The 21,185-nt window shown below is 51.9% G+C and carries 22 protein-coding genes and 1 tRNA gene; 16 read left to right on the plus strand and 7 right to left on the minus strand.

Going from position 1 to position 21,185, the window contains the following annotated elements:
- Positions 1 to 79: 79 nt before the first annotated feature.
- Both SIK97_RS06715 and SIK97_RS06720 read right to left on the minus strand, forming a co-directional pair.
- The gene (locus SIK97_RS06715) at positions 80 to 742 is read right to left on the minus strand and encodes an HAD family hydrolase (protein WP_025107220.1); all 663 of its coding nucleotides are present in this window, start codon (positions 740 to 742) and stop codon (positions 80 to 82) included.
- A gap of 112 nt (positions 743 to 854) precedes the next feature.
- Entirely contained in the window at positions 855 to 1,664 is an 810-nt protein-coding gene (locus SIK97_RS06720; protein WP_047724339.1) for a sulfite exporter TauE/SafE family protein, read from the minus strand.
- A 100-nt stretch (positions 1,665 to 1,764) separates the two neighbouring features.
- Between SIK97_RS06720 and SIK97_RS06725 the strand changes: the two genes are divergently transcribed.
- Positions 1,765 to 2,562 (plus strand): AraC family transcriptional regulator, encoded by a 798-nt coding sequence (locus SIK97_RS06725; RefSeq protein WP_057173914.1) that lies wholly within the window; start codon positions 1,765 to 1,767, stop codon positions 2,560 to 2,562.
- A gap of 7 nt (positions 2,563 to 2,569) precedes the next feature.
- On the opposite strand, the gene SIK97_RS06730 is transcribed toward SIK97_RS06725, so the two are convergent.
- Genes SIK97_RS06730 through SIK97_RS06740 form a run of 3 tightly spaced genes read right to left on the minus strand, consistent with a single transcriptional unit; the run spans position 2,570 to position 6,689 of the window.
- The gene (locus tag SIK97_RS06730; RefSeq protein WP_057173915.1) at positions 2,570 to 4,357 is read right to left on the minus strand and encodes an aryl-sulfate sulfotransferase; all 1,788 of its coding nucleotides are present in this window, start codon (positions 4,355 to 4,357) and stop codon (positions 2,570 to 2,572) included.
- Positions 4,358 to 4,380: 23 nt separating this feature from the next.
- Positions 4,381 to 5,124, minus strand: a complete 744-nt coding sequence (locus SIK97_RS06735) for an ABC transporter ATP-binding protein (RefSeq protein ID WP_057173916.1) — start codon at positions 5,122 to 5,124, stop codon at positions 4,381 to 4,383.
- On the minus strand, positions 5,121 to 6,689 hold the full coding sequence (locus SIK97_RS06740; RefSeq protein ID WP_057173917.1) for an ABC transporter permease: 1,569 nt from the start codon (positions 6,687 to 6,689) through the stop codon (positions 5,121 to 5,123). Before SIK97_RS06740 ends, SIK97_RS06735 begins: the two co-directional genes overlap by 4 nt.
- A gap of 222 nt (positions 6,690 to 6,911) precedes the next feature.
- On the opposite strand from SIK97_RS06740, the gene SIK97_RS06745 reads away from it, so the two are divergent.
- Positions 6,912 to 7,979 carry an ABC transporter substrate-binding protein gene (locus SIK97_RS06745; protein ID WP_049102647.1) on the plus strand — a complete coding sequence of 356 codons (1,068 nt, stop codon included), beginning with the start codon at positions 6,912 to 6,914 and terminating at the stop codon, positions 7,977 to 7,979.
- On the opposite strand, the gene SIK97_RS06750 is transcribed toward SIK97_RS06745, so the two are convergent.
- Positions 7,976 to 8,920 (minus strand): LysR family transcriptional regulator, encoded by a 945-nt coding sequence (locus tag SIK97_RS06750; RefSeq protein WP_048261336.1) that lies wholly within the window; start codon positions 8,918 to 8,920, stop codon positions 7,976 to 7,978. The two genes, SIK97_RS06745 and SIK97_RS06750, sit on opposite strands and share 4 nt — an antisense overlap.
- A gap of 330 nt (positions 8,921 to 9,250) precedes the next feature.
- Between SIK97_RS06750 and SIK97_RS06755 the strand changes: the two genes are divergently transcribed.
- A complete protein-coding gene (locus tag SIK97_RS06755; protein WP_025107227.1) occupies positions 9,251 to 9,814 on the plus strand; it encodes a C40 family peptidase in 564 nt (187 codons plus the stop codon).
- Between the two features lie 61 nt (positions 9,815 to 9,875).
- On the opposite strand, the gene phoE is transcribed toward SIK97_RS06755, so the two are convergent.
- Complete coding sequence (phoE, locus tag SIK97_RS06760; RefSeq protein WP_004129421.1) at positions 9,876 to 10,928, minus strand: phosphoporin PhoE; 1,053 nt, start codon at positions 10,926 to 10,928, stop codon at positions 9,876 to 9,878.
- Between the two features lie 290 nt (positions 10,929 to 11,218).
- Between phoE and proB the strand changes: the two genes are divergently transcribed.
- The 13 genes from proB (at position 11,219) to SIK97_RS06825 (ending at position 21,065) form a co-directional block, all read left to right on the plus strand.
- Positions 11,219 to 12,322 carry a glutamate 5-kinase gene (proB, locus tag SIK97_RS06765; protein WP_004848066.1) on the plus strand — a complete coding sequence of 368 codons (1,104 nt, stop codon included), beginning with the start codon at positions 11,219 to 11,221 and terminating at the stop codon, positions 12,320 to 12,322.
- A 10-nt stretch (positions 12,323 to 12,332) separates the two neighbouring features.
- The gene (gene proA / locus SIK97_RS06770; protein WP_014228088.1) at positions 12,333 to 13,586 is read left to right on the plus strand and encodes a glutamate-5-semialdehyde dehydrogenase; all 1,254 of its coding nucleotides are present in this window, start codon (positions 12,333 to 12,335) and stop codon (positions 13,584 to 13,586) included.
- A 112-nt stretch (positions 13,587 to 13,698) separates the two neighbouring features.
- Positions 13,699 to 13,774, plus strand: a tRNA-Thr gene (locus SIK97_RS06775).
- Positions 13,775 to 13,949: 175 nt separating this feature from the next.
- Positions 13,950 to 15,164, plus strand: coding sequence for a tyrosine-type recombinase/integrase (locus SIK97_RS06780; RefSeq protein WP_020231158.1), 1,215 nt, complete (start codon positions 13,950 to 13,952; stop codon positions 15,162 to 15,164).
- A gap of 326 nt (positions 15,165 to 15,490) precedes the next feature.
- Positions 15,491 to 15,691 carry a helix-turn-helix transcriptional regulator gene (locus tag SIK97_RS06785; RefSeq protein WP_020231157.1) on the plus strand — a complete coding sequence of 67 codons (201 nt, stop codon included), beginning with the start codon at positions 15,491 to 15,493 and terminating at the stop codon, positions 15,689 to 15,691.
- A gap of 122 nt (positions 15,692 to 15,813) precedes the next feature.
- A complete protein-coding gene (locus tag SIK97_RS06790; RefSeq protein WP_020231156.1) occupies positions 15,814 to 16,089 on the plus strand; it encodes a hypothetical protein in 276 nt (91 codons plus the stop codon).
- 1,288 nt (positions 16,090 to 17,377) lie between these two features.
- Positions 17,378 to 17,665, plus strand: a complete 288-nt coding sequence (locus SIK97_RS06795; protein ID WP_020231154.1) for a hypothetical protein — start codon at positions 17,378 to 17,380, stop codon at positions 17,663 to 17,665.
- A gap of 11 nt (positions 17,666 to 17,676) precedes the next feature.
- Complete coding sequence (locus SIK97_RS06800; RefSeq protein ID WP_071595938.1) at positions 17,677 to 17,952, plus strand: hypothetical protein; 276 nt, start codon at positions 17,677 to 17,679, stop codon at positions 17,950 to 17,952.
- 462 nt (positions 17,953 to 18,414) lie between these two features.
- Positions 18,415 to 18,789 (plus strand): hypothetical protein, encoded by a 375-nt coding sequence (locus SIK97_RS06805; protein WP_020231152.1) that lies wholly within the window; start codon positions 18,415 to 18,417, stop codon positions 18,787 to 18,789.
- Entirely contained in the window at positions 18,786 to 18,962 is a 177-nt protein-coding gene (locus tag SIK97_RS06810) for a hypothetical protein (protein ID WP_020231151.1), read from the plus strand. Before SIK97_RS06805 ends, SIK97_RS06810 begins: the two co-directional genes overlap by 4 nt.
- Positions 18,959 to 19,249: a hypothetical protein gene (locus SIK97_RS06815; RefSeq protein ID WP_020231150.1), complete on the plus strand. Its 291-nt coding sequence runs from the start codon at positions 18,959 to 18,961 to the stop codon at positions 19,247 to 19,249. Before SIK97_RS06810 ends, SIK97_RS06815 begins: the two co-directional genes overlap by 4 nt.
- A complete protein-coding gene (locus tag SIK97_RS06820; RefSeq protein ID WP_020231149.1) occupies positions 19,219 to 19,593 on the plus strand; it encodes a plasmid mobilization protein in 375 nt (124 codons plus the stop codon). Before SIK97_RS06815 ends, SIK97_RS06820 begins: the two co-directional genes overlap by 31 nt.
- Entirely contained in the window at positions 19,590 to 21,065 is a 1,476-nt protein-coding gene (locus SIK97_RS06825) for a relaxase/mobilization nuclease domain-containing protein (RefSeq protein ID WP_020231148.1), read from the plus strand. Before SIK97_RS06820 ends, SIK97_RS06825 begins: the two co-directional genes overlap by 4 nt.
- Positions 21,066 to 21,185 lie beyond the last annotated feature (120 nt).

The following is a 21,185-nucleotide window of genomic DNA, read 5'->3' on the forward strand; positions in this document are numbered from 1 at the left end:
TGCGCACCTGTCCGGGCTACCCAAACGGCACGAAAAAGTAGCCCGGGTAAGGCGTTTACGCCGCGACCCGGGGGAAAAATCACAGCCGCCACGCCAGCACCGGCCACTGGTGCTGCGCGTTCGCCGCCGCCAGCTGCGGGCACGGATTGACCAGCCGTACGCGATCGGCATGCAGGCACAGCGGCAGGTCGTTGATCGAGTCGGTGTAGAAGGTCACCTCCCCCGAGTATTCAGGATGCGCCTGTTGCCACTGCGCCAGGCGCACCACCTTCCCCTGCTGATAGCTCGGCGTACCGGCAATCACGCCGCTATAGCCGCCGTCGGCCATCTCAACGTCAATCCCCAGCGCCTGTTCGATACCCAGCTGCGCCGCCACCGCCTGCACCAGCAGGCTGACCGAGGCCGAGATCACCAGCATCTGCTCGCCTTTAGCCTGTAAAGTCCGAATCAGATCCCACGCCTGGGGATACACGCGCGGCATAATTTCGTCGCGCACGCAGCGCGCCAGCAGCGCGTCCACCTCCCGCTTTGCGACGCCAATCAGCGGCGCCTGAATCAGAGCCACATAATCGGCGATATTCATTTCGCCGCGGTCGTAGTCGTCCATCAGCATCGCTTCCCGCGCCAGGTAATCGGGATCGTTTACCCAGCCTTCGCGCACCATAAAGCGGCTCCACAGCGTACTGCTGTCGCCCTTAATTAACGTATTATCCAGATCGAAAATGGTCAGCGTTTTACCCATCGTTTATTTTCCTTTATCGGCCACGGCGTCTGGCGAGAGCATGCGCAAGAAAAATGACAGCAGAATGACCCGGGCAAAACGCTCGGATGGATGCGCAGCGCCGCGTCCCTCATTATCCCCACACGCTCATCACCAGCAGTACGGCAATCAGCAATAGCGGATAAATTCGCACATGCCAGCGGTCCGGTAAACGCGCCAGCCAGCGGGAGGCGATTTTTAACCCCAGCCAGCTTCCCGCCACCAGCTGCGCCGCCGCCGACAGCCAGATATTGCCGACAAACCCATTCGGTAACGCCACCGGCGAGAGCCAGGCCATCAACAGCCAGGTTAGCGTCGCCGTTGCCGCCAGCGGCAGCGTCAATACGTTGGCCATCCCTGCAGCTTCAGCCATCAGCACGCCGCGACGGCGCATCAGAGGGACGGTCATCACGCTTCCACCCACGCCGAGAAAAGAGGCGATCAGGCCAATGATCCCCCCTACCGTTAGCTCATGCGGCACCGTCGGTATCACCCGGCGGGATGGCGGGGTCATAAATCCGGCGCGAAGGTAGCAATCGGCAACGGTTGCCAGCAGGTAGATAACGAACAGCCAGCGGATCCACGCCCCGCTCGCCTCAAGCGCCAGCAGCGCGCCCGCCGTTCCGCCAACGGCAATGCCGGTGAGCATGGCCCATAAGCGGCGCCAGCGGAGGGTACCGGTACGCGCGTGTCGCCAGCTCGCCAGCAGCGCGGAGCAAAGCATGACCAGCGCCGAGGTGGCGACGGCGATGTGCATCGCCTGTTGCCCGACGACGCTTTGCGCGCCCCACGCGCCGGTCACCAGGAAATAGAGCAGCGGGACGGTAACGAAACCGCCGCCGAAACCAAAGAGCCAGGTGGTCACGCCCGATAGTATGCCGCACAGAAAAAGCCAGTCGCTCATTCGCACTCCTCCACAAAAGGAGGTAACGATATAGAATAACGCCGTGGCCGGCTTACGCTTTAAAGCCAATCTATTACGAATTTCAGCCAGGACTATCTTCATGCGCAACGTTGCGATTAATGACGTCGACCATCTTCCTCGCCGGGTGCTGGCGCTGGGCAGCGACTATCCGCCCAACACGCTTCTGGAGCGACATAGCCACCGCCGGGCGCAGTTTCTGTACGCCATGCACGGATTAATGAAGATCGAAACGGACGACGGCCAGTGGCTGGTGCCGCCGTTCAGCGGGGTCTGGATCCCGGCGACGAAACCGCATCGCGTCTGGATGCCCGGCGTCAGCACCCACAGCCTGTATATTGACGCGCGGGACGCCCCGCGGGAAAGCGAACGCTGCGAAGTCTTACAGGTTTCTCCGCTGACCCATCAGCTGCTGCTGGCCGCCTGTCAGCTACCGCTGCTGTATGACGAGAGCGGGCGCGATGCCGCCCTGATTGCGCTGCTGCTCCATGAACTGCGCGCCGCCGCGCCGCTGCCGATGTTTACGCCGCTTCCGCAGAACAGCCACCTCGCGGCGCTATGCGGCGATTTTCAGCACCAGCCGAGCATCCGCAGTACGCCACAGCAGTGGGCGCAAAAACTGAGTAAAAGCGTACGCACGTTTAATCGTCTGTTTCGCCGGGAGACCGGGATGGCGTTTTGCGACTGGCGCCAGCAGGCATGCCTGATGTACGCCATGACGGCGCTGCGCGAGGGGCGTTCGGTTACCGAAGTCGCGCTCAGTCTGGGCTATGAGTATCCGGCCGCCTTTACCGCGATGTTCCGCAAAGCGATGGGCTATTCGCCGATGGCGTTTATCCGCCAGATAAACGGCGGACCGGCACACGCCAGCCCGCCGTAGTCGCGGATTACCCGGCTGCGCGATGCAGCCAGTCGAGCAGCGTGTCCACCGAGAGCTGCGCAGGCGCGCGCGATACTGGCTGCCCCGGTTTAATCAGCAGCAGCGTCGGCAGGCCGCGCACGCCGAGGTCGCCCGCCAGATCCTGATGCCGGTCGGCATCCAGATAGCGCGTATCCAGCTGAGCAAGCCGCGGGCTGAGCTTTTCATACGCCAGCAGCTGCCAGAGCTTGCGGCAGTGCACGCAGCGTTCCGCGCCGACGAACAGCAGAACCGGCCGTTCGCTCTCCAGCTCGCCCGCCGCGCTTATCGGCGTGAACGCGCTTTCCGCGACGCGGAACAGCTTCGGACTGCGGCGCAGGGTATCGTTATCGGTTGCCACGCACAGCGCATCGGCGCTTTTACTGTACGGCTGTACGCCCGCCACCCGCACCACGCTCTGCGCCGGACCGGCCGCCGCCGCGCCGGGCTGGCGCAGGGTTCGTACATCGACCGCCGCAATGGGCGTCTCCTGCGGCTGCGCCAGCTGCGGGATCCAGCCGTAGGGAATGCGGTAGGCGCGATAGACCATATTGTTGTTCAGGGTCTTGCCCCAGAACGGCGAAATATATTCCCAGACGATCTCGTGGTCGCGGGTCACTTCGAAAATGCGCCCGTTAGATCCTTCGTTAATCAGGGTATTGCCGTTTTCCAGGCGCTGCATATTGCTGATGTACGGACTGTAAAAGCGGTACGAATCGGTTGGCTGCGGCAGATCCGCTTCATAGGGCGAGTAGCGCCATTCGATATCGAGAGTCAGCGGGTTGATCTCCAGGATCCGTGAATAATCGCGCCAGGCGTTTTTCACCCCATCCGCCGACGCCGGATTCGGCGCGCCGTATCCGGCCCAGCCGCCGTTATCGAAAATCAGGATATTGCCCGCGCCCGGCAGCCCCTGCGGGATCATATGCGCATGGTGCTGGCCGATGATCCAGCCGATGTGCTTCAGCTCCGGTTTGCTGTAGTCCGGGCCCAGCTGCCAGACGATCTTGCCGCTCTGTTTGTCGATAATGGCAATAATGTTGGATTCGCGGGCGTCCCAGATAATGTTGTCGGGATGAAAACGCGTATCGCCGGCGTCGTACCACTTATTCGGCCCCAGCGCCGACATCGAGTTGATATGCATCCAGTCGCCCATTCCGCCGCCGCTGGCGCGCATATTCGGGTTGTTGTAGAGCGCGGTGCGCGCCGCATCGTCGAAGCCCAGCTCGTGAAAATGGTCGCTGCAGCGCCACTCCCACACCACGTTACCCTGCCAGTCGACTTCAATAATGGTGTCGTCCAGCAGCAGCTTGTCGGAGATCGCTTCATTCACCAGATTGGTGTGGGCGAGGATCAGGGTATTGCCGCCATCCACCTGCGGCTCCAGCCCCGGTGCGTAATAGCCCACCGGGTTGCCCGCCCGCTGATAGTCATGATGCGCGCGCGCCATCCAGCGCGTGGCGTTGCCGGGATCGCTCACCTGCTCGTAGCGGTCGAATTTCCAGGTGACGTTGCCTTCCCAGTCCACCTGGATCAGATCGAGCATATCCTGCATGCCGTAGCGCGGGTCGCGCTCGCCGCTGTGACCAAGGATTGCGCCGCCGGGCAGGATTTTATTGGGAAACCCGTGCAGTTCAGGCCATTCGCGCACCACGTGGCCGTTCATGTCCACCAGCACCGCGCCGTGTTCGGTGGCCTGGAAAAGGGTATAGCCGCTCCAGGCGCGCTGCGGATCGTAGAGGGTGGCGCCGGTCGGGTAGACGGAAGGATGTCCCATATGTTGCTCCTTAAATAATAGAATCAGGCAGAAGTAATCAGGTTGCGAATCTGGCGGCAGGCGGCGATAAACGCGGCATCATCGCGCTGGCGCGAATGGGGCAGCGCCAGGCTTACCACTTCCCGTATCCGCCCCGGACGCGGCGAAAGCACGACGACGCGATCGGCCAGGGCGACGGCTTCTTCCACATCGTGCGTCACCAGCAGCGTGGTGGTTCCCGCGCGCTGGTGGATCTGTAAAAGTTCCTGCTGCAGGGTGTGGCGCGTCAGGGCATCCAGCGCGCCGAAAGGCTCGTCGAGCATCAGGATCTGCGGACGGGCCACCAGGCCGCGGGCAATAGCCACCCGCTGGGCCATGCCGCCGGAGAGCTGGGCGGGCAGCGCGTTGACGAATTCGCTGAGCTGCACGCGCTCCAGCATTTCCAGCGCCCGCTGGCGCTTCGCCGCCCGGCTGAGCTTTTCATCCGCCAGGCCGAGCATCACGTTGTCGAGCACGTTAAGCCAGGGAAACAGGCGTGGCTCCTGAAACACAATGCCGCGCTCTTTGCCCACGCCGGTGACCGGCTCGCCGTTAATGCAAATATCGCCCTGGGTCGCTGATTCAAGGCCTACCAGCATCCGCAGCAGCGTCGATTTACCGCAGCCGCTGCTGCCCACCAGCGCCACCAGTTCACCGGCGGCGATATCCAGGCTGAAATTCTGTAGCGCCGTCACCTGTTGCCAGGATTTACGCACGTGGCGAAAAGAGACCAGGGTTGAAGAGGTCATAGCTGCTCCTGTTGACGCCAGCGGGTGGCGCGCATTTCCAGTAAACGTCCGGCTTTATCCAGCGCCGCGCCGGTGATACCGACCAGCACCATGCCGCAGAGAATGGTGGGCATATCCAGCAGCTGCTGGGCATTGATCATCAGGCTGCCGATGCCGACGCCGGAGGACATGAAATATTCCGCGCCGATATTGCCAAGCCAGGCGTAAATCAGCGCCAGCCGCAGACCGGCGAAGATCCCCGGCGCCGCGCCGGGAAGAATAACCCTGCGCAGGCGCGCTAACTCGCCCAGGCGCAGTACCCTGGCGACTTCGTCGAGCTGCGGGTTACGCTGAAGCACGGCCTGCAGGGTGCTGAAGAACATCGGAAAGAACGACGCCAGCGCGATAAAAACGATTTTGCCGCCGTTATCGTTGCCCACCCATGCGGTCAGCAGCGGCAGCCAGGCAAACAGGGCGATATGGCGCAGCACGTTGAGCGTGGGCGTGAAGATTTGCCCGGCGCGCGGGCGCAGCGCCAGCAGCAGTCCGCAGAGCAGGCCCCCCGCAATCCCCAGCGCGCCGCCGACAAAGGCTCGCCCGAGGCTTGCGAGCATCGCCGCGGTCAGCTCCCCGCTCAGGGCGCCCTGAATAAAACGCGTCGCCACCGCCAGCGGCGAAGAGAACAGCGCGCCATCGATCCAGCCCCACGAGCTTGCCAGCTGCCACAGCGCCAGCAGGACCAGCGGCAGCTGCAGCGCCCGCCAGCTGGCCTGCGGTTTCCAAGCCAGGCGTCCGGCGGCAGGCTGCGGCCAGAACACCAGACGGGCACAGGCGCGGTTCGCCGCCCACTCCATCAGCATGCCGCTCAGCCCCACGACCGCAATGGTGACGAAGACGATATCCAGCTGAAACAGCTGGCGGCCCCAGACCATCAGGTAGCCAATGCCTTCTGAAGAGGCCAGCAGTTCGACGACGATAAGCGACACCCAGGCCTGCGATAGCGCCAGACGCAGGCCGGTAAACCAGCCCGGCAGGCTTGCGGGGATCACCAGCCAGCGCAGCCGCTGCCAGCGGGAAAAGTTCATCACCTTTGCGGCTTCGCTCAGGGCCAGCGGCACGCCGGCCACCGCCTGCTGCGTGTTAATGGTCATCGGCACTACGGTGGTTTTGATGATAACCGCCAGCTTGAGGCCGTTATCAATCCCGAACAGCACCATAAACAGCGGGATCCAGCCGAGCGTCGGGATTTGCGCCAGCGCGTAGAACAGCGGTTCCACCCGCTGCGCGGCGGCCGGCACCAGGCCGAACAGCGCGCCGAGCAGCGTCCCAGCAATGGCGCCCAGCAGCAGGCCAAGCGCCAGATGCTGAAGGCTGAATCCCCACTGCGCCAGCAGATCCCCGCTCAGCAGCGATAGCGCGGTATCGGCAACCACCCACGGCGCGGGCAAAATTTGCTCCGGCATCCATCGTTCGCGGGCGGCGATGTACCACAGCAGCAGCAGTAACGCAGGCAGCAGCCACGGCCAGCCGTTAAGCCTGAAGCCCGGCCTGCCTGGGGCATCGGTTCTTAAGATCATCTGCGACATATCGGTCCACTTTTCGGCAAGTTATGCCGCTATCAAAACGTGACTTCTCCTTCGTCGCCATTGCGTAAGGCGAATAATCCCGATGCATCGAATGCATTTCAGCCTGCCGGGCGCGCGGCGTTTGATTTAGCTTTTTTTCACCCAAGCTTGGCGAATAAAAGCATTTAACACGCAGCCCGTTGGCTCTTTAGGGTGAGAAAAAACTCAAGGGAGCAACACGTTATGATGAAAGCAATATTCAACCGCACCTTGCTGGCGCTGGTCGCGGTCATCAGCCTGGCGTCCAGCGTCCAGGCCGAAACGCTACGCACTATCCGCATCGGCGTGCCGGACCAGAGCGCGGGCAGTAAACCCTTTATTGAGGGGCCGGTCGGCATGGCGTTTATCCGCCATCAGCTGGAAGAGGCGTTTAAACCGCAGGGTGTGGAAGTGCAGTGGCAGTTTTTCAAAGGCGCGGGCCCGGCGGTAAATGAAGCCTTAGCCAACCGCCAGCTGGATTTTGTCTACCTCGGCGATCTGGCGGCGATCATCGGTAAAGCCAACGGGCTGCCGACGCGCCTGCTGCTGGGCAGCCGCGGCTCGGAATCCTGGCTCGCGGTAACCAAAGCCTCAGGGATTAAAACGCTGGCCGATCTGAAAGGCAAACGGGTCGCGGTATATCGCGGCACGGCGGACCAGCTGGCCTTTGACCGGGCGCTGCAAACCGTCGGCCTCAATGAGCGCAGTTTGCAGACGATCAACCTTGACTGGAACGCCGGCAAAGCGGCGCTGGCGGCAGGTCGCGTCGATGCGGTGTGGGGCGGCGTTTCGCTGCTGGCGCTGCGCGGCGATAAGATTGATGTGGTCGTCAAAAGCGGTGACTCCGGCCGCCAGAACACAACTCAGGCGGGGTTCCTCGGGACGCAGGCGTTTATTGACGCCTGGCCGCAGGCGACCCAGCAGATCGTTAACGTGCTGGTGAAGAACGCCGCGGAAATCAGCGACCCGGCCAATCGCGACGCCTGGTCCGCCGAGATGGCGCAGCAGAGCCAGATCCCGCAGGCGCTGTTTCTCGAAGAGCTGCAGCCGCAGGATCTGAACTTTACCACCTCACCGCGTATCGATCCGTTCCTGACCGACAGCTTTAGCAATAGCGTCGAACAGGCTAAATCCGGGCGGCTAATCCGCAGCGCTTTTGACGTCAGCCAGTGGGTAGACGGCCAGTTTGTCGAGCAGGCGCTGAAAGCCCAGGGGCTGGAAAACCGCTGGCCGCAGTACGATGCCAAAGGCCAGGCGAAAAACGCCGGTTAACCCCTCTCCTCCTGCGCCAGTAGCTGAAGCTGATGCTGACGATCGGTATGAAGGATAATCTCAATCAGCTTCTCCACCAGCGGCGGCTGGGCCGCGTGAACCGGAGAGATAATGGCAAACCGGGTCTGCATCAGCCGCCACTCCTCAGGCAGATCGCTGAGCTCCAGCTTAACCAGACGATGGCTGTGCTGGCATAGCGCGAAGCCATCCTCGCTGGCGAAGCTAATCGCGTTGGTCTGCGCGAGGGTGGCAAGCAGCGCGTAGATATGATCGCACTGAATCGCCGGGGTAAAGTCCTGCTGCTGGCTGAGGGTCGCCAGCACCTTGCGCACGCCCGGCGGCAGATAGGGGGCGGCAAAGGGGTAGCGCAGCATCGCCTGGATAGAGACCGGCCCCTGTTTGGCCAGCGGATGATCGGCATGGCAGACGAAAAAGCAGCGCTGCGGGCTGAGCGGCTGCACGCGCAGCTGCGGGTCGAGCTCGGCCTGCCAGCTGTCGGCAACCACAAAAGGGTAGAGCTGAGAGGTCAGCGCCTGATGCAGCGCCAGCCAGTTATCAATCTGAAAGCGCACCCTCGCCTGCGGCAAAAGGCGATGAAACTCGCCGACGGCGGCCGGAATCAGCCTTGCGGCAGGGGCCGGGCCGCAGCCAAAAGCGACCTCGCCGTTTTGCGCATCGTCCGCTTCGCGCAGCTGGCTGCTGAGCTCCACGTTCAGCTCCTGAAAGCGGCGGGCGTAGGGCAGCAGCTTTTGCCCGTGCAGGGTGAGCGTCGGTAGCTTGCTCTGGCGATCGAATAACGGATGGCCGACGCTCTGCTCCAGCGCCTGAATGCTGCGGCTGAACGCCGACTGCGACAGGCACACCGCCTCCGCCGCGCGATTAAAACTGCCGTATTCAACTAACGCGACAAAGTTGCGCAGTTGGCGAAAATCCAGATGCATTAGCCCGCCCCACTCTCTCTTTTAGTCTACAAAAGTACTGGAGGGCAGCCTGGCGGCGCAATGGCGGGATGATGAGGATCTTTCACCTTGCGCTGAAGCGGAACAGATGCGCAACACGCGGATATTTGTGAAATATTGTTTCACAGAGAAAAAATTTATTAATGGAAGATGAGACGGTCCCGGCGAAAATAAAGGCCGCCGATGTTCACCGCGTATCCGACCTATATTATTTACGTAAGGTTTCGTAAATTTTGCTTTTGGTCATTCTGAGGCCGTAGCGAATCGGCTATAAAATATCACGGCCCGTTTTCAGTGACGAAAAACAATGATATGAAGCCCAGACTCTCTCACGCGCTATTATTTGTTCCTTTTTTGCTTTTGGCAGGATGTTCATCCTCATCGAAACCGCATAAAACCGCCGCCCAGAGTAGCCACGCGACCATCGACGGAGGTTCTGACGATCTGATCCCGGTGATCGCCGCGCTGCACGATCAGATGCATACCTGGGAGGGAACGCCCTACGAGTGGGGCGGGACGGAGCAAAGCGGGGTCGACTGCTCCGGGTTTGTCTGGCGTACGCTCAAAGATCGCTTCAACCTGCCGATGGAGCGCATCACCACCCGCGAACTGCTGCATATGGGAGAACGCGTGAGCCCGCGGCAGCTGCGGCCGGGAGATTTGGTTTTCTTCCGTATTAAAGGCGGCATGCACGTCGGCTTCTATGATACCGACCGTAATTTCCTTCATGCCTCCACCAGCCAGGGCGTGATGCGCTCTTCGCTGGATAATCCGTACTGGCAATCGGTATTTTATCAGGCGCGCCGCCTGCCGAAGGAATATAACGCGCAGATCACGATGAATAACGATAATCTGCATCTGGCGAAAAACCGTTAATCAGCAAGAATAAAGCCGCCCTGTCACCACGGCGGCTTTATTGTTTTTTACCGGCGACGGCTTAGAACTGGTAGGTCATACCGACAGCGACGATATCGTCATCGTTGATCCCAAGCTTATTATCGCTCTTCAGCTGGTTGATTTTGTAATCCACAAAGGCGTTCATGTTTTTGTTGAAGTAATAGGTCACGCCAACGTCAATGTAGTTGACCAGGTCTTCGCTCCCCACGCCCTCAATATCCTTGCCTTTTGACAGCACGTAGCCCAGGGACGGACGCAGGCCGAAATCGAACTGGTACTGCGCCACGGCTTCAAAGTTCTGCGCTTTATTGGCAAAACCGCCGCTGATTGGCGTCATTTTGCGGGTTTCTGAGTACATGGTCGCCAGGTAGATATTATTGGCGTCATATTTCAGGCCGGTCGCCCAGGCTTCCGCTTTTTTACCCGTGCCGCGGGCCAGCAGGTTCTGATCGTTCGTGCGATCGGAGCTGGTGTAGGCCGCGCTGACGGCGAAGTCGCTGCCGCCGAAGTCGTAGCTTAAGGCGGTACCGAAGCCGTCGCCGTTCTGTTTCTTGGCTTCACGGCCTTCGTTTTTACCCTGATATTGCAGAGTCAGGTCCAGGCCATCCACCACGCCGAAGAAGTCGGTATTGCGGTAGGTTGCCAGGCCGCTGGCGCGTTTGGTCATAAAGTTATCGGTCTGCGCGGAAGAGTCGCCGCCGAATTCCGGGAACATATCGGTCCAGGCTTCAACGTCGTACAGCGCGCCGAGGTTACGACCATAGTCAAATGAACCGTAGTTTTTGACTTTCACGCCGGCGAACGCCAGACGCGTTTTCTGCGAAGAGTCGCTTTCAGTTTTGTTGCCGGAGAACTCCGATTCCCAGCGGCCGTAGCCGGTCAGATCGTCGTTAATCTGCGTTTCGCCTTTGATGCCGAAACGAACGTAGGTCTGGTCGCCATCTTTGCTGTCATAGTCGCTCATATAGTGCATAGCTTTGACTTTGCCGTAGACGTCCAGTTTATTGCCGTTTTTATTATAAACTTCTGCCGCCTGCGTAGCCGAAGAAGCAATAAGACCCATCATCATTAATGCCAGTGAGCTCTTTTTCATTATTCAGTCCTGGTGATTTATTTATACGCGCTAATCAATTCCGGGCGGAAGCCCCGTCAAAAACTGCAGGTTTTTTAACGCTCTAATATTAAAAATTTATGACAATATGGAACTTTTTCTAAAAAAGGGTATTAAATTATTTCCGTCATAAATTTGTCACACTTCCCCGCCAGAATGCCCGATCCGCGCAATGAAGTGGTTCGTCCACCACGCCAGGTGTTGGCAAGCGGGCTGACTCCTGTTACAACATCAACTCGATATCGAAACTCCTTTTTGAACGGCAGAGAATCATGAGTGATAGCCAGACGCTGGTGGTAAAACTGGGCACCAGTGTTTTAACGGGCGGATCCCGCCGCCTGAACCGCGCCCATATCGTTGAATTAGTGCGCCAGTGCGCGCAGCTGCACGCGATGGGTCATCGAATTGTGATAGTCACCTCCGGGGCGATCGCCGCCGGACGTGAGCACCTCGGCTACCCGGAACTGCCTGCGACCATTGCGTCGAAACAGCTGCTGGCGGCGGTCGGCCAGAGCCGTCTTATCCAGCTGTGGGAACAGCTGTTTTCTATTTATGGTATTCACGTCGGCCAGATGCTGCTCACCCGCGCCGATATGGAAGACCGCGAGCGTTTTCTCAACGCCCGCGATACCCTGCGCGCGCTGCTGGATAACAATATCGTGCCGGTCATTAATGAAAATGACGCCGTGGCGACCGCTGAAATTAAAGTCGGCGATAACGATAATCTTTCGGCGCTGGCGGCAATCCTCGCCGGCGCCGATAAACTGCTGCTGCTGACCGATCAGCAGGGCCTGTTTACCGCCGACCCGCGCAACAACCCGCAGGCCGAGCTAATTAAAGACGTTTACGGCATCGATGACGCCCTGCGCGCCGTCGCGGGCGATAGCGTGTCCGGTTTAGGTACCGGCGGTATGGGCACCAAGCTGCAGGCCGCCGACGTCGCCTGCCGCGCGGGCATCGATACCATCATCGCCGCCGGTAGCCGTCCGGGGGTGATTGGCGACGTGATGGAGGGCATCTCCGTCGGGACCCGCTTCCACGCCCAGGAGTCGCCGCTGGAAAACCGTAAGCGCTGGATTTTCGGCGCGCCGCCGGCAGGTGAAATTACCGTGGACGCCGGCGCGACCCAGGCAATTCTCGAACGCGGCAGCTCCCTGCTGCCGAAAGGGATTAAAACCATCACCGGCAACTTCTCGCGCGGTGAAGTGATCCGCATTCGCAGCCTTGAAGGCCGCGATATCGCCCACGGCGTCAGCCGCTATAACAGCGATGCGCTGCGCCGCATTGCCGGGCAGCACTCGCAGCAGATCGATGCCATTCTGGGCTATGAATACGGCCCGGTCGCCGTCCACCGTGACGACATGATTATCCGTTAAGGAGCTGAAAATGCTGGAACAAATGGGCATTGCTGCCAAAGCGGCCTCGTACAAACTCGCGCAGCTTTCCAGCCGCGAAAAGAACCGGGTGCTGGAAAAGATTGCCGACTATCTTGAAGCGCAGACCGACGCGATCCTGCGGGCTAACGCTGAGGATCTGGCGGAAGCGCGCGCCAACGGTTTGAGCGAGGCGCTGCTTGACCGCCTGGCGCTCAACCCGGCGCGCCTGAGCGGAATTGCTAACGATGTTCGTCAGGTCTGCAGCCTGGCGGACCCGGTCGGTCAGGTAATCGACGGCGGTCTGCTGGACAGCGGCCTGCGCATTGAGCGTCGCCGCGTGCCGCTGGGCGTGGTGGGCGTAATTTATGAAGCCCGTCCGAACGTGACCGTCGATGTCGCCTCTTTGTGCCTGAAAACCGGCAACGCGGCGATTCTGCGCGGCGGTAAAGAGACCTGGCGCACCAACGCCGCCACGGTGAAAGTGATTCAGCAGGCGCTGCAGGAGTGCGGCTTACCGGCGGCCACCGTGCAGGCGATTGAGAGCCCGGATCGCGCGCTGGTCGGCGAGATGCTGAAGATGGATAAGTATATCGATATGCTGATCCCGCGCGGCGGCGCAGGTTTGCATAAGCTGTGCCGCGAGCAGTCGACGATCCCGGTGATCACCGGCGGTATCGGCGTCTGCCATATTTATATCGACCACTCCGCCGACGTTGCCGAAGCGCTGAAGGTTATCGTTAACGCCAAAGTGCAGCGCCCGAGCGCCTGTAACTCGGTCGAAACGCTGCTGGTGCATCAGGATATCGCCGAACGCTTCCTGCCCGCGCTGAGCAAACAGATGGCGGAAAGCGGCGTCAGCCTGCACGCCGATGCGGCCTCCCTGCCCGCGCTGCAAAACGGCCCGGCCAGCGTAGAGCCGGTGAAAGCGGAGCAGTATGACAATGAGTATCTGTCGCTGGATCTGAACGTGAAGGTGGTGGCCGATCAGGATGAAGCGGTAGCGCATATTCGCGAGCACGGCACCCAGCATTCTGACGCCATCCTGACGCGCACCCTGGGCAACGCGAACCGCTTTATCAACGAGGTGGATTCCTCGGCGGTGTACGTCAACGCCTCTACCCGCTTTACCGACGGCGGCCAGTTTGGCCTCGGCGCGGAAGTGGCGGTCAGCACCCAGAAGCTGCACGCGCGCGGCCCGATGGGCCTGGAAGCCCTGACGACCTATAAGTGGATTGGTTTCGGCGACGATACCATTCGTGCTTAATGCTAATTGGGTGATGCAAAAGTAGCCGTTTGATTCGCAAGGGCATTGACGCATCACCCACTTAGTTTTAACCTTCTATCCCGTGCTTACGCTCGTCAGCACATCTTGCAGGGCCGATATAGCTCAGTTGGTAGAGCAGCGCATTCGTAATGCGAAGGTCGTAGGTTCGACTCCTATTATCGGCACCATCCTACCTATTTTAACGTCTCCTTAAGTCTACTCAAATACCCTTTAAACCCTTATAATACGCGGCTTCACGGCCCTTGTTGTCTCTGCTCGTCTACTCACGTTCACAGAAATCTACGGTGAGTTGGGGGTATCAATGGGGGTATTCGCTGTTCGGTCTAAAGGAGATACCCCCAGATGAAGCTCAATGCCAGACAGGTCGAGACTGCCAAGCCCAAAGATAAACCCTACAAGATGGCTGATGGTGGTGGCCTCTACTTATTGGTTAAAACTAACGGGTCACGCTACTGGCGTTTAAAGTATCGTATCGATGGAAAGGAAAAGTTATTGGCGCTGGGGGTATATCCCGATGTGTCTTTGGCTGATGCCAGAGCAAAGCGTGATGAAGCTCGAAAAGGTATCGCTGGGGGTATCGATCCTTTAGAGCTTAAGAAAGAACATAAAGCTGAGCGTGAAGCGCAGGTCAAAAACACCTTTCAGCAAATTGCGCTCGAATGGCACAGCATGAAAGTGAAAAAATGGTCAGTTGGGTATGCCTCTGACATTCTCGAAGCTTTCAATAAAGATATTTTTCCTTTTCTTGGTCAACGGCCTGTTGCGGACATTAAGCCATTAGAGCTTCTTAATGTGCTTAAAAAAATCGAAGCCAGAGGTGCAACAGAGAAAGCAAAGAAAGTGCGCCAACGATGTGGTGAAGTGTTTCGCTATGCCATCGTGACAGGCAGAGCCGAGTATAATCCCGCTCCTGATCTCACCAGTGCCATGCAGGGGCATGAATCTACACATTACCCGTTCCTGACCACCGAAGAGCTTCCTGCCTTTTTTAAAGCCCTTGCTGGCTACTCTGGTAGTGAATTGATGGTGTTGGCAGCAAGATTATTGATCCTTACTGGCCTAAGAACGGGTGAATTGCGTGGTGCCTTATGGTCGGAAATCGATTCCGAGAAAGCGCTATGGGAAATTTCTGCTGAACGCATGAAAATGCGCCGTCCTCATATCATCCCGCTATCTACCCAAGCGTTAGCCATTATCGAAAAGATCAGAGCAATGACGGGACAATTCCCTTTGCTGTTTCCGGGCCGCAATGATCCAAGTAAGACCATGAGCGAAGCCAGTATCAATCAGGTATTTAAGCGAATCGGCTATACAGGACGGGTTACGGGTCACGGCTTCCGTCATACCATGAGCACCGTTCTTCATGAACAGGGCTACAACACCGCATGGATTGAAACCCAACTAGCCCATGTTGATAAGAATGCTATCCGTGGCACCTACAACCATGCGCAATATCTCGATGGCAGACGCGAGATGCTGCAATGGTATGCCGACTACATGGTAAGCCTTGAGAAAGGCGGTAATGTCGTACAGGGAACGTTTAATCGGTGTGGGTAAGGATAACTGCTGATGAAAGAAGGGTTATGTCTTAACGGCCATAGCCCTTTTTCTTGGCTAATGCAGATAAGAATTAAGTCAGAATTTAAACTGATGTTTATTAAGTAATTGATTAATATGAAAATTATAAAATACCTTGAAACAGGAAAATAAATAGCACTTATTGCTAAATCGCTCTACACCCCGCCCAGTGACAGCTCTCCCGCCATTTCATCTGTTTTTGTATGAAAAACACTCAATTCGAGTTCAATTCTGATTTTCCGAGGGTTGAACGTCATAAGCGATCTGAAGATACTACATTCATCAAAACAACAACGGAGAAATATATGACAACAAAAAAACTTATTCGCATGCCGGAAGTGATCAATAAAACAGGATTTAGCAAAGCATGGATCTATAGACTTATTAGTAAGGGGGATTTCCCTAAGCCGATTAAGATTGGAATAAGAGCCAGTGCCTTTGTTGAAAGTGAGATTGATGAATGGATTGAACAACTGATCTATTCATCACGTAATACAGCTGCATAATAATATATGGGTAGTATGTGAAAGCAATATAAACATATATTTATAAAATACAATAATCCCTTTTAAATAATACATGAAAGTGTAGGGGGATATTTACTTAACGATTAAATAAGGAACCAAAAATGAAAAAAGAAAATAAATGTAATAGTCAGAACTCAGCAGAACTTACAGCATTGTTAGAATACTCTCGCTTTACCAAGAAAGTGCTTGCGAAGCCTGCTAATGAAGTATTCGATCTATTTACTGATAAATATTATATGGAAACCATTTACGATGATATTATTGAAAAAACGAAGAAGAGTATTGATCAAAGTCAGCATAGATACATAGATTTTGAAGAGGTTAGAATAAATATAATGTGTATGCATACAGAGGCCATTATGATTTGTTATATGTGAAAATAAAACATATCAAAATGGATTGTATAGCGTTTAGAGATTTTATATGAATAATATTGATATCTTAAGCAAAAGGTCAGATATATATCTGACCTTTATTAAGTTTGCTATCGTTAACCAAAATGATTTTGTGAAATATCTCCTATCTTCCTATTGACTATTAAAATATAAGATCTATAAAAAGTAAAGATACAAAAAAAGCCAGATGTTAAATCTGACTTTTTAAGGACTAAAAAAGTTTTCGCTGACTTTTTTAAGTCTTGTAATCAGTTAGAGGATTAACGTGATTACAAATATAATAAAGTATTAAATAATCTTTTCATATTTGTCAAATCTAAATCTGAGCTTTTTACAAGTCTTTTGAATACCATTTCCAGAATCTTTAATGTCCTCAAAAGCAATCAAATTATAAACCTTTGTATCAGGTCTGCATATGTGGAGCAATTGAGCGCGAGTCGCTAATGAGAGATGTCCGTATGTTTTGTTGATTGTAGGTATAGAAGGGGAAGCGACGTAATACCAACCCGAAGCGAAGTTCTAAACAGATAAGTGAAGTTGTATATGGAATAGCTATGAGAAAGCCCTACCTTTGTTGAAAGCATAAATAGGGGATAACAATACATTAATCTGCATGAACGAATCTGGGGGTGTCGTAGGGTGTCCTACATTGGAAACGATGTAGAGCTTTAAGCCAGATCAACTTGGGTGAAGTCATATTTTTCATCTTGGTTTTCGCCAATCTTGATAGATTTTCAACAAAATAAGTTGAAAATTTCAGGAGGCGAAGCCTTGGGTGAAGTCCCATTTTCGGGGGCGAACACAAGGCAGTATATAGCTCTCAGTAAAGCTAAGTTTATTTATAGTAAAGGTGCCTTGTTTTATATGGCACTAATAAAATATAAAGCAGAGCTAGATCAAAAAAACTATAAAACGAGGTCTAATAAAGTAAAAAGGAAAATATATCTAAAAAATATAAAAAAAGTCTCGTTCCAGATATCCCACCATAGCACTTTTCCCGCTGTTGTCCGTTCAAGATCCAAATCCTTAACAGAAATGGATCGGTATAAAAGATCGATATGTTAATATTGATAGGTTTTAACAATCAAAAGGCACTAAATCGATCGTTGTTAATTGGTTTAAACGATCGTTTATTTTATTTTGATAGTATTTATCTATCATTGTTTATTTTTTCGATCGGTACAAACGATATGACTAGACATGAAAATAATTGAATCCTAAGGCGTTTACAGGTCAATCGTAGATCTGTGCTATTGGTGAAGGAAAAGGTATGCGGAAATTTATGTTAGTGGCAGGTCTTGCCGTCCTGCTAGCAGGATGTGGCGATGATGGCATCTATGGCAACTATGTTAATCAACAGTTCGGCGTCAGGCTTGATATTCAGAAAGATGTGATCAAGTTTCGCGATGGTGTTTTTACCGTTAAAAGCTGGGATGAAAGCAAGAAACCCATCTATATCGCCAAAACGCAAAACAAAAATCTCGGATCTTGGACTTTTAAAATCGAAAAAGTCAAAGATGGAGTTGTTTACCAAGGTGCGGTTTTTAAGAAAGATTAGAGGAATAGGAAATGGAAAATAATACCATTCAATGCCCATACTGTCTAAAAGAAAGTCAGAAAGGGGTTCACGTATGCACTGGATGTCAAGCAACTGTATTATACGGTGCTCCGCCGGGTTGGTGTGTATTTTTAATAGTATTCAGCACCTTAATATTATCAGTTTTGATCGGTATGAGTTCAGGAATAATAGCTGGTAATATTAGTTTATTTGTCATTGCGATTGTTGGGTTTATTATTAGCAAGTTGGTTTTTTCTGACAGGATTTCTTTCAGAAGGAGAATGTAAAATACGTCTTCCAAGGTGATGGCTCGAAGTGTCGAACCATCACCCATATAAATTTTATTTCCTCCTCTATATCATCAAGCACTAAATCGGAACCCGCAAGCGGGACCCCACGATTTAGCCCTTGACGATTTCCCCCCCCCAAAGTTGTCATAAAGACAATATATTATTTACCCTATCTTTATTTGCATTTTATTTATCGTGCAGTGTATTTATTTATGTAGCCGCTATTGACTAGTTTTTTAGATCGGTTATTTATTTAAATATAAGTTGAGTTCAGCTTTTATTTTTTAGCTTTCGGAAACTGAGGCAAGGTGTAATAGCGTATCCGCTATTTACCCAATCCTTCGGATTGCCCTATCTCGCTTTGCTCGTAGGGTTGAAAAAGATCTACCCTTCCGCCTATTCCCCTTGTCAAAGGGGAGGCGGTAAACCATACAGTTTAATATTATAGGAGTATTTAAAATGAATGATGATTTAGGTTTTATAAATAACATAGATGGGAAAATTTTATTTGAGCATTATCAATATTTAACTAATGCCATACTGGGTGATGATGACACAAAAAAAGAATTTGTGAAATATGAACATTATGACTTGGATTATTTAAGGTATTATCTTGAAGCGAGTATCTATTTTTTAGGTGAGGCAAGAGATGAAGCAAATAGAGATGTTGAAATAAAAGATTTAAACGAAGCAGTGGAGATAATAAATAAATTATCAAATAGGGCTAAGGTTGCTTTAGCTGAACATATTATATTGTGGTTTGAAAATATTTCATTGGTAGGTTCTTATAATACACTATTTAGATTTTTAGGCAGGGAGAAAAGAATATTATGATGATTATGTCTGTAGCAATGGTAATACTTTGTATTATGTTGGGAGGTTTTATGATCCGTAGCTGTACTGGAAAAACAAACTCTTCAAGCGAAGCAAAGCAAGCAATATCAGAAGTTAGAAAAATGATAGATAAAAAAGCATTGATTAAATACAAAAGGAATAATAGAACATGAATGTAGAAAACTTAATGAATAGTATAACTATAGAATATAAGCTCGAAATACTGGCAAGGTTTTTTTATTACATAGAACAAAACAAAGATATACCATTTAATGAAATCAATAGTGATGAGCGAGATTTGTGTTATTTTGTAGCCAATAGATACATTACAGAGAATAAAGCTGATGAGCTTATTGAAGCATTAATTATTGAAAATGATAACGACTACATAAGAGCAACAGATGATTACATTATCCAGAGGAATAAAGAATGCGAACAGACAGAAAAAGAGGGCGTATAGAATTAAATCACGAAGAACGCAGAGATATATCTATACAGTTTAGAGTAAACAAAGCAGAGTTTGAATATTTAAAAGAACTTGTTGAGGCATCCGGTCTTGAAAGAGGCCATTACATTAGGAAAGAGATTTTAAACTCTGAACCTATTGTTAAAAGAAAAATGCCTGAAATAAATCAAAAAACATACATGCAGCTTTCAGCAGTTGCCAATAATATAAACCAAGCAACAAAGAAACTAAATGGTAATGAGTATTTTGATAAAAATGAGGTTGATAAACTCAACTTTAATATAAAACAGGTTGGTAGAAGGATAATAGAAATAAATAAAGACTTGGGGTATATATGAAAGGGAATGTAGCTAAAACAGGGAGATCATTTAAAAATAGGATTGATTATATATTAAAAGATGATCACAGTTTTATTTGTAGCAATATGTCAGCAGATAAAAATAACGTTAGTGAGTTAACTGATGAGTTTAAAACTGTAAGCGGCTTTAGACAAGATATAAAAAAACCAGTTTTTCATGCGTTTTTATCTCTTCCAAAAGATGAAAAATTAACAGATGGAAAATGGGAAGAGATAGCAAAAGACTATTTGAAAGAAATGAATATTGATATAGACAAACATCAATATATTTGTGTACGTCATAAAGATACAGATAAAGACCATATTCATATTGTAGCAAATAGGGTTGGGCTGGATGGTTCGGTATGGCTTGGTCAGCACTCAGCATTTAACACAATAGCAGCTTGTGGACGTCTTGAGATAAAGCACGACTTAACCATAACTAAGAGCTTGCAGGGGCAAAAATCAGACGTATTAGCACCAACCAAGAACGAGATCGAGCAAGCCCTACGTACAGGTGAGAAACCAGCTCGTATCGTGCTACAGAACGCATTACAGGCGGCTATGTTGGGTAAACCAGATCTACAGACGTTCATAGACAGACTACAGGCTGTAGGCATCGATCCGGCCTTCAACGTTGCAAGCACTGGCAACGTCGCCGGGGTGTCATTTGGTATCAAAAATAATGAAAAAAATATTTTCTTCAAGGGTTCATCTCTTGGCAAAAAATTTAGTTGGAACACTATAAAAAGTAAGGTGAAATATGACAAAAATAGAGATGATGAACTCATTAGGAGCTTCTCAGCAAGAAAAGATGATGAACCAAATAGTGTTGGACGATCATTTGTTGAACCAAATATCAATGACAATAGAACCTCTGACAGAATCAATGATGATATTATCGGAGTCGGTCAGTACGGCATTAAATCAGACGCAACAGACACTAACCAGAGTGAACAACTCATTAGAAGCAACAACAACCGCTTTAAACTCAGCGAAAAATATAATAGACCAGCAAGCCATAAAGTTAGAAGAACAACACAAAAAGCTGCACAAATACTCAACAGAGTTAAAAAACAATACCATAAAGAATCAATCAAAACTTATAATAAAAGTGGCCTCGGTGGTAGGAGTAATACATATATTGGTGGTTCTATCAGTAGGATACTTTATCATGCAGAAACAGCAACAACAGCTACCCATCAATTTAGACTCAAAGGCCGTAGCAATTTCAATAGTAGAGCAGTTAAGATCGAAGAGGTAAGAGAACGTTTAGGTATAAAAAAACCTGTTATTCAGCCAAGGAATAAAGAAAAAGTGATTGAAGAAAAAATAATGAAAAAAACGTCATATATAGTGGACTATAAAAATAGATTTAAATCTAAGTTAAAAGGAAATCTAAAAGATGGATATCTAGAACAAAAAAATCAGGACAAGTTTATATTTTTCAATCAAAGAGGTTTTAAATCATGAGTTAATCTGCATTTTGTATCATCAAGAAATTATCATATGCATTAACTTTAAATGTTTGTGGTCATTTCTAAAATTACATTTTACCGCACATTCATAGATGATGAATTAAAGGAATAAGTA

Origin of the sequence: Klebsiella sp. JN_Kp126 (assembly GCF_033843325.1) — a bacterium.
Classification (GTDB): domain Bacteria; phylum Pseudomonadota; class Gammaproteobacteria; order Enterobacterales; family Enterobacteriaceae; genus Klebsiella; species Klebsiella michiganensis.